The following is an 8821-nucleotide window of genomic DNA, read 5'->3' as shown; positions in this document are numbered from 1 at the left end:
ACAGCGGCGAAGATAGTAGGCAACTGCGAAAATAGCACGCTGCCAGTCCATGTGAGGGAATAGTCATTCTATTCCCTTTCTTTTTTTTATTCTCATTCTTTTTTGGATGATTTTTTTTATTTTATTATGTTATAATAGATAAAAGGATATAAAAAAGGGGGAATGTTATCTTATGAATTTTGTATATATATCACCATCCTTTCCAAAAAATTTTTATCAATTTTGTAACCGTTTAAAAAATAATGGAGTCACAGTTTTAGCAATTGCGGATACACCTTATGATAATTTAAGTGAAGAATTAAAGAATTCAATAGATGATTACTATCAAGTATATTCTATGGAAGACTATGATGAAATGGTAAAGGCGATGGGTTATTTTATTTTCCATTATGGACATATAGATTGGTTGGAATCTAATAATGAATATTGGCTTGAACAGGATGCCAAATTGCGTACGGATTTTAATATTACAACAGGTATTCATACAAACCATATTGAAGATATTAAATGTAAATCAAAGATGAAGAAGTTTTATGAAGAAGCAGGAGTCAAAACAGCACGTTATCATTTAGTCACTGATTTGGAATCAGGTTTAAAATTTGTTCATGATGTTGGCTATCCTGTTGTAGTCAAACCAGATAATGGGGTTGGGGCAGCAAAGACTTATAAAATTTCTAATCAGGAGGAGTTAGAACATTTTTATCAGGAAGAACATTTTACACAATATATAATGGAAGAATTTGTTAATGGATTAATTATTTCATATGATGGTATTGCTAATTTAAATAAAGAGATTTTATTTGAAACATCACATGTTTTTCCAAATCCCATTATGGATGTAGTGAATGATCAAAGTAGTATGTATTATTATTCTTTAAGAGAAATACCTTATGATTTGAAACAAGCTGGACAGGCATGTGTGAAAGCCTTTTATACAGCTGGAAGATGTTTCCATATGGAATTCTTTAGATTGTTAGAGGATAAACCTGGGTTAGGTCAAAAAGGAGAGATTGTTGGCTTAGAAGTTAATTTAAGAACACCAGGAGGTTATACTCCTGATATGATGAATTATGCCAATAATATTGATGTTTACCAAATCTATGCAGATATGGTTACAAAAGGGTATAGTGACTATGATCATCAGCGTCCATATCATTGTGTGTATTGTGGAAGAAGAGATGGTATCTCATATTCTCATACACATGAAGACATTGTATCACGTTATCATTTTGATTTGGTTATGTGTGAAAGAATGCCAGATATTTTAAGTGGAGCTATGGGTAATTTTACATATACTGCTCGATTTGAGAATATGGAGCAAGTCAATGAATTCGTTGATTTTGTTTTAGGTTAGGAGTGAGAATATGAAGACAGAATGGTTTAAGGAATATAGCGAATGTTTATTACGTGATATGGAATTTAAGGTTTATGGTCATTCAGGAACACCAATTTTGGTTTTTCCTGCACAAAATGGAAGATTCTTTGACTTTGAAAATTTTGGTATGGTGCATACAGTAGAGCACTTGATTGATGCAGGACGAATTCAGCTATTTTGTTGTGATAGCATTGATCAAGAATCTTGGTCAGCTGAAGGGATGGATAATGGACATAGAACATATATGATGGAACAGTGGTTCTATTATATCGTTAATGAATTGGTTCCAAGAATTTTAGAAATTAATTCTTATGGTCGTGATGGTCAGTATGCAGATGGCATTTATACAACAGGTTGTTCAATGGGTGCAACTCATGCAGTGAATTTCATGTTCAGAAGACCGGATATTTTTAAAGGTACCATTGCTTTGAGTGGATATTATGATAGTGATTTGTTTTTTGGAGATTATCATGATGATATTCTTTATCGCAATTCACCAATTCAATATCTTCATGGTATGAGTTATGACCATCCTTATGTTGAGATGTATCGTCATTGTCGTATTGTTTTATGTTGTGGGCAAGGAGCATGGGAAGATGATATGATTAGAAGTACATCGCGTATGAAAGAACTTTTAGAATATAAAGATATCCCAGCATGGATTGATTTTTGGGGTCACGATGTGAATCATGATTGGGATTGGTGGCAAGTTCAATTCCCATATTTTGTAGAAAGGGTTATATAATAATGAATGTTATCTTTATATCACCACATTTTCCAGATTATTTTTACAATTTCTGTGACCGATTAAAAGTCAGAGGAGTTCGTGTTTTGGGAATCGGTGATGCGAATTATGAAAACTTGCCATATCATACAAAACTTGCCTTAACAGAATATTATCGTGTAGATGATTTAGAAAATTATGAAAGTGTATATAGAGCCTGTGCTTATTTTACATGGCATTATGGAAAAATTGATTGGATAGAATCTCAAAATGAATATTGGTTAGAACTGGAAGCAACATTAAGAAATGAATTTAATGTCACAACAGGAACCAAAATACAAAATCTATCACCAATGAAATACAAATCAAAAATGAAAGAAGTCTATCAAAAGATTGGGATACCAACTGCCAGATATCGAAAAGTTGATGATTACCTTGCGACAAAAGCATTTGCGAACAAGGTAGGATATCCAGTTATTGTTAAACCTGATAATGGTGTGGGTGCTAGTTCAACATATAAATTGAAAAATGATGATGAATTAGATTATTTCTTTGCGACAAAGCCATCTTATATTCAATTTATTATTGAGGAACTTGTTCCTGGTCATGTTGAAACATTTGATGGAATTACTGATAAAGATAAAAATATTTTGATTTGTTCATCACATGTCATGTTGAATTCTATAATGGATAATGTAAATGAATTAAGTGATACTGCTTTTTACTCACAACCAGTTGAAGGATTGGATTTATATGAAATCGGAAAAAAGGTTGTAGAAGCTTTTGATACAAGAAGTCGTTTTTATCATTTTGAATTCTTTAGATTAGATGAAGATAAAGAAGGATTAGGAAGAAAAGGAGATATTGTTGGATTAGAAGTTAACATGAGAGCACCTGGTGCTTATATGCCTGATATGATTGATTTTGCATATAATGTCGATGTTTATACAATATGGGCTGATATGATTAAATATAATCAGTGTTTCTATGATATTCATCGTGAATATTGGGTAGCATATACAGGGCGTAGAGAAGGAATATGGTATATGCATAACTATGATCAGATTAGAGAAACTTATGGACAGAATATAGCCTTAGAAACAGATGTTCCAGAATCATTAAGTGGAGCAATGGGTAATCATGTCTTTATTGTGAAATCTAAATCAAAAGAAGAACTCTTTGAAATGATTCGTTATATTTTAAAAAGAGAAGATGGAACAGATTGGTTTTAATAAAAGAAAGATTTGAATTGAAGGGAAACTTTCGATTTAAATCTTTTTTATAAAAAACAAAAAAATTACAAATGAAAGGCTTTTATATCAGATATTTTATGTTATAATGGCAAAGGAAAGAAAGAAGGTGTTATTATGTCTCCGGAGCCGGATGAAGATACGAAATTAACAATAAAACAAAGCATAACAGGAGACATAATTGATATTCTCCTGTTATAGAAGAGGAGGATAAAAATGATCGAATTTTACAAAACTTTTGGAACAGAAACAAAAAAAGTCGAAACATTAGAAACAGGATGCTGGATTAATGTTGTTTCACCAACAGAAGAAGAAAAACAATTTTTAATTAATGATTTGGGAATTGTTCCTGAATTTGTGCAAGCTTCATTAGATGAAGAAGAAAGTTCACATATTGATTTTGATGATGATTACAATCAGACATTAGTCATTGTCGATTATCCAAGTGCAGAAGAAACTGAAGGAAAATACGATAAAATGACTCTACAATATACAACATTACCATTAGGTATTGTTTTAATGAAAGGATATATTATTACAATTTCATTATATGAGAATTTAAATATTGAAGATATGGCAACAGGTAAAGTCAAGGGTATTCATACAGAAATGAAGACGAGATTTTTATTAAAGCTTCTTTTAAGAATTTCTCAAAGATACTTGATTTATTTACGTCAAATTGATCGATTATCATCTTTGACTGAACAAAAACTTCATAAATCAATGCAAAATAAAGAACTTATTCAAATGCTTGGATTAGAAAAATCTTTAGTTTATTTTTCAACATCATTAAAAACTGATGAAATTACTTTGAATAAGATCATGCGTGGAAAATCTATTAAACTTTATGAAGATGATCAGGATTTATTAGAAGATGTTTTAGTAGAAATTAATCAGGCCATTGAAATGTGTAGTATTTATTCAAATATCTTATCTGGAACAATGGATGCTTATGCTTCTGTTATTTCAAATAACTTAAATATTGTTATGAAGGTTTTAACAGTTATCACTATTGTGATGTCAATACCAAATATTATCTTTAGTTTTTATGGAATGAATGTTTCAGGTTTACCAGGACCAGTATGGTGGGTCCCAACTTTGATTGCCGTTATTGCATGTGTTATTGCTTCGTTTATATTTATGAAAAAAGATATGTTTCATTAAGTACATGGAACATATCTTTCTTTTTTTGAAAATTTGAACATTCAATATAAGAAACATGTATAATAAATGAAAAGAAGAGGAGGACAATAATATGGTAAGACAATTTCCAGAAGGTTTTTTATGGGGTGGCGCAACAGCTGCCAATCAGTATGAAGGTGGCTGGAACGAAGGAGGCAAAGGAATCAGTGTTTCTGATTGTGCGAGACATCATTTAGATATTGATGTTCAAGATTATCATGCACAAAATGCCATTACAACAAAAGATATTGAAGATGCATTAAAATCACAGGATGATTCTTTATATCCAAAAAGACATGGGGCAGATGGATATCATCATTATAAGGAAGATATTAAACTCTTTGCCCAAATGGGATTCAAGGTTTATAGAATGTCTATTGCCTGGTCACGTATTTTTCCAAATGGTGATGATCAAGAACCTAATGAAGAAGGTTTAAAATTTTATGATGATGTTTTTGATGAATGCTTAAAATATGGTATCGAACCATTAGTGACAATGTCACACTATGAACCACCATTAAATATAGTTTTAAATTATAATGGATGGGCATCAAGAGAAGTTGTGGATATGTTTGTCAAATATGTGGGAGTCATCTGTGAAAGATATAAAGATAAAGTCAAATATTGGTTAACATTCAATGAGGTAGATTCTATGATTAGACATCCTTATACAACAGGAGGACTTGTTGAAGACCGTTTCCCAGGGCAGAATTTCCAACAGGTTATTTTCCAAGCTATGCATCATCAATTTGTAGCTTCAGCTCTTGCTACAAAGATTTGCCATGAAAAAATTCCTGGTTCAAAAGTAGGTTGTATGTTAACAAAACTGACATATTATCCTTATACTTGTAAACCAGAAGATGTTTTACAGGCACAACAGGATATGAGAAGTACATATTGTTATAGTGATACACAAGTCTTTGGAGAGTATCCAGCTTATTTATTAGCTAAATTTAAAAATGAAGGTATTCATATTGAAATGCAGGATGATGACTTAGAAATTATGAAGAAATATCCAGTAGACTTTGTTTCATTTAGTTACTATTCATCAAGTTGTGTTGCAAAAGATGACAAAGGTTTAAAGAAAACTGCAGCCAATACGAATGTGGCAATAAAAAATCCATATATTCCTTCATCTGATTGGGGATGGCAAATTGATCCTATTGGTTTAAGAGTGTCTTTAGTTGATTTATATGATCGTTATAGAAAACCATTATTTATTGTAGAAAATGGTTTAGGAGCTAAAGATGAACTTGTGAATGGAACAGTTGATGATCAATATCGTATTGATTATTTTGATGCACATTTTAGAGAAATGTTGAATGCTATTGAAATAGATGGCGTAGATTTAATGGGATATACATCATGGGGATGTATTGATATTGTCAGTGAATCTACAAAACAAATGAGTAAAAGATATGGATTTATTTATGTGGATTGTGATGATTTAGGAAATGGAACTTATAAAAGATATAAGAAAAAATCTTTTGATTGGTATAAACATGTTATTGAAACAAATGGAGCTTGTTTATTTGAAGGAGAATAAAAATGTTAGAATATAAATTTGATACACAGTTATTAATTGAAGGAAAAAACTTAAATGAAGACGAAATTAATGATTATATTACAGAACATTTTCAGGGAGATTGTTTATTAGCTGTTGGTGATGATGAACTCATTAAAATTCATTTTCATACCAATGAACCATGGCTTGTTTTACAATATGGGGCAACACTTGGAGAAATCTATGATATTGTTGTTGAAAATATGGAAAGACAGGCACATGGGCTAAAAGGATAGATTGTGGATATCAAAGTTATTGTTTTACAGATGATACAATTATTTCTGGTGATTGCTTTAGGGTATCTTTTATTAAAGATCAAGATACTGGATGTAGACTTTAATAAACGTTTAACAACACTTTTGTTGTCGGTCACAACACCAGCATTGATTGTATCTTCTGTTTTATCTACAAATATTGAAAAACAAATATCTGAAATTGTTTTTGTGTTTATTGTAGGAATTGTCATCTTTCTTGTTTTACCTATTTTGGGCTTTTTGATTGTCAAAGTTATGAGAGTTCCTCTTCAACAACAAGGTTTATATATTTTCATGACAATGTTTTCTAATATCGGTTTTATGGGCTTTCCTGTTATGAAATCTATTTTTGGAAATCAAGCCGTATTTTTAACTGCTATTTTTAATATGATTTTTAATTTGCTTGTGTTTACAGCAGGTATTCTTTTTATGAATTATCATTCTGTACAAAAAATAAAAATCAATTTGAAACAGCTTCTTTCACCAGGCGTGATTGCTTCACTTGTGGCTTTGTTTATTTATTTTACAGGTTTACAGGTTCCCGATGTTTTGTCTTCAACGATAACCATGATTGGTGATATTACAACACCTATTGCCATGTTGCTTATTGGCTCAACACTTGCTACGATTCCAGTTAAAGAAGTCTTTACTGAAGTCAGAATATATCCATATACGATTTTAAAACAGATTGTTATTCCAGTTATAGCTTATCCTATTTTAAATGCTTTTATTCGTGATCCTTTAATACTTGGCGTTTCTTTAATTATGCTTGCTATGCCAGTAGGAAATATTGCTGTATTATTTGCAACAGAATATCAAAAAGATGTTGCCTTGGCAGCTAAAGCTGTTTTTATGACAACATTACTTTCTATTGTTACGATTCCAGTGATTGTAGCTTTATTCTTGGCATAAAAAGTTTTATAAATTGATAACATATTTTTATTCTGCGTATTTTATTGACAAGGATAAGTTTTTATGAATATAATAAATGAGGATTATTTAATAATGCCCCAGAAATGAGGCGTTTTTTTATGCAAAAAAATTATGATGTCATTATTGTTGGGGCTGGACCAGCAGGAATTATGACAAGTTATGAATTGTATTTAAAAAATCCAGAATTAAAAGTATTACTTATTGATAAAGGACATGATGTGATGTATAGACATTGTCCTATTAAAGATAAGAAAATTAAAAGTTGTCCACAAATTAAAGAAAATGAACCAGGATGTTTACCTGCTTGTTCAATTACTTCAGGATTTGGGGGAGCCGGTGCTTACTCTGATGGTAAATTCAATATTACCAGTGAATTTGGTGGTTGGCTAACAGATTATTTAGATAATCAGGAAGTTGAAGATGTAATTCATTATGTGGATGAATTGTATTTGAAACATGGTGCAACACGTGAAATTACTGATCCAACGACTGATAAAGTGAAAGAAATTGAAAAACGTGGATATGCTGTTGGATTGAAATTATTACGTGCTAAAGTGCGTCATTTAGGAACTGAAGAAAATTTGAGAATTATGACAGAAATGTCTAATGAACTTAAACAGCATATTGATATGGCATTTAAAACAGCAGTTAAGGATATTCTTGTAGAAGATCATCATGTTAAAGGGATTGTTTTAGAAAATGGTGAAGAAATTTATGCTCCTCATGTTGTGTTAGCTCCTGGAAGAGATGGTTCAACATGGTTAGCCAAAGTGTTTAAACGTCAGGGATTAGAACTTTATAATAATCAGGTTGATATAGGTGTAAGAGTAGAAACAAGTAATATTGTTATGGATGAAATTAATTCTCATCTTTATGAAGGTAAATTTGTATACAATACATCTGTGGGAACTAAAGTCAGAACTTTCTGTTCAAATCCAAGTGGCCATGTTGTTATTGAAAATCATTCAGGGACAATGTTAGCCAATGGACATGCTTATCATGATCCAAAACTTGGAAGTCATAATACCAATTTTGCATTATTAGTTTCACATGTTTTTAGCGAACCATTTAATGAACCTAACGAATTTGCTCATGAGGTTGCTAGACTTGCCAATATGCTATCACATGGAAGCATTATTGTACAACGCTATGGTGATATTAAAAGAGGACGTCGTACAACTGTGAAACGTTTAAAAGAAGGTTATACTGTTCCAACATTACCTGAAGCTGTACCAGGAGATTTAGGGCTTGTGTTACCATATAATACGATGAAATCTATTATTGAAATGATTGAAGCTTTAGATCATGTCACACCAGGAATTGCCAATGAACATACATTGCTTTATGGAGTAGAAGCTAAATTCTATTCAGCAAGACCTAAAGTAAGAGAAGGATTTGAAAGTGAGATTGATGGTCTGTATGTAGGTGGCGATGGTGCTGGACTAACACGTGGATTGGCTCAGGCAGGAGCTAATGGAATCTTAATTGCGAGACATATTTTAAATAAATAAAATGATAACTACAATAAACTCTTTGTAT

8 protein-coding genes are annotated in these 8821 nt (G+C 31.4%); all 8 read left to right on the top strand.

What is annotated here, in order from left to right; genetic code table 11:
- Window positions 1-172 precede the first annotated feature (172 nt).
- The 8 genes from ACESR5_RS11405 to ACESR5_RS11370 all read left to right on the top strand — a co-directional run bounded on the left by ACESR5_RS11405 (window position 173) and on the right by ACESR5_RS11370 (window position 8793).
- Complete coding sequence (locus tag ACESR5_RS11405; protein WP_087245965.1) at window positions 173-1354, top strand: acetyl-CoA carboxylase biotin carboxylase subunit family protein; 1182 nt, start codon at window positions 173-175, stop codon at window positions 1352-1354.
- 10 nt (window positions 1355-1364) lie between these two features.
- Window positions 1365-2120 carry an esterase family protein gene (locus ACESR5_RS11400; protein ID WP_087245967.1) on the top strand — a complete coding sequence of 252 codons (756 nt, stop codon included), beginning with the start codon at window positions 1365-1367 and terminating at the stop codon, window positions 2118-2120.
- Window positions 2121-2122: 2 nt separating this feature from the next.
- Window positions 2123-3331, top strand: coding sequence for an acetyl-CoA carboxylase biotin carboxylase subunit family protein (locus ACESR5_RS11395; RefSeq protein WP_373155857.1), 1209 nt, complete (start codon window positions 2123-2125; stop codon window positions 3329-3331).
- A 234-nt stretch (window positions 3332-3565) separates the two neighbouring features.
- Entirely contained in the window at window positions 3566-4513 is a 948-nt protein-coding gene (locus tag ACESR5_RS11390) for a magnesium transporter CorA family protein (RefSeq protein ID WP_087245971.1), read from the top strand.
- 91 nt (window positions 4514-4604) lie between these two features.
- Window positions 4605-6077, top strand: a complete 1473-nt coding sequence (locus ACESR5_RS11385; RefSeq protein WP_087245973.1) for a glycoside hydrolase family 1 protein — start codon at window positions 4605-4607, stop codon at window positions 6075-6077.
- Window positions 6078-6079: 2 nt separating this feature from the next.
- Window positions 6080-6331, top strand: a complete 252-nt coding sequence (locus ACESR5_RS11380; protein ID WP_087245975.1) for a kinase to dihydroxyacetone kinase — start codon at window positions 6080-6082, stop codon at window positions 6329-6331.
- A gap of 3 nt (window positions 6332-6334) precedes the next feature.
- Window positions 6335-7261, top strand: coding sequence for an AEC family transporter (locus ACESR5_RS11375; protein WP_373155854.1), 927 nt, complete (start codon window positions 6335-6337; stop codon window positions 7259-7261).
- Between the two features lie 119 nt (window positions 7262-7380).
- Window positions 7381-8793 (top strand): NAD(P)/FAD-dependent oxidoreductase, encoded by a 1413-nt coding sequence (locus ACESR5_RS11370; protein WP_087245979.1) that lies wholly within the window; start codon window positions 7381-7383, stop codon window positions 8791-8793.
- Window positions 8794-8821 lie beyond the last annotated feature (28 nt).

The sequence above is a fragment of the Clostridium sp. AUH-JLR23 genome (genome assembly GCF_964238065.1).
Taxonomy (GTDB): Bacteria; Bacillota_I; Bacilli_A; order Erysipelotrichales; family Coprobacillaceae; genus Allocoprobacillus; species Allocoprobacillus merdigallinarum.
The sequence above is the reverse complement of the archived record's forward strand: the minus strand, read 5'-3'. Positions and strand labels throughout refer to the sequence as shown.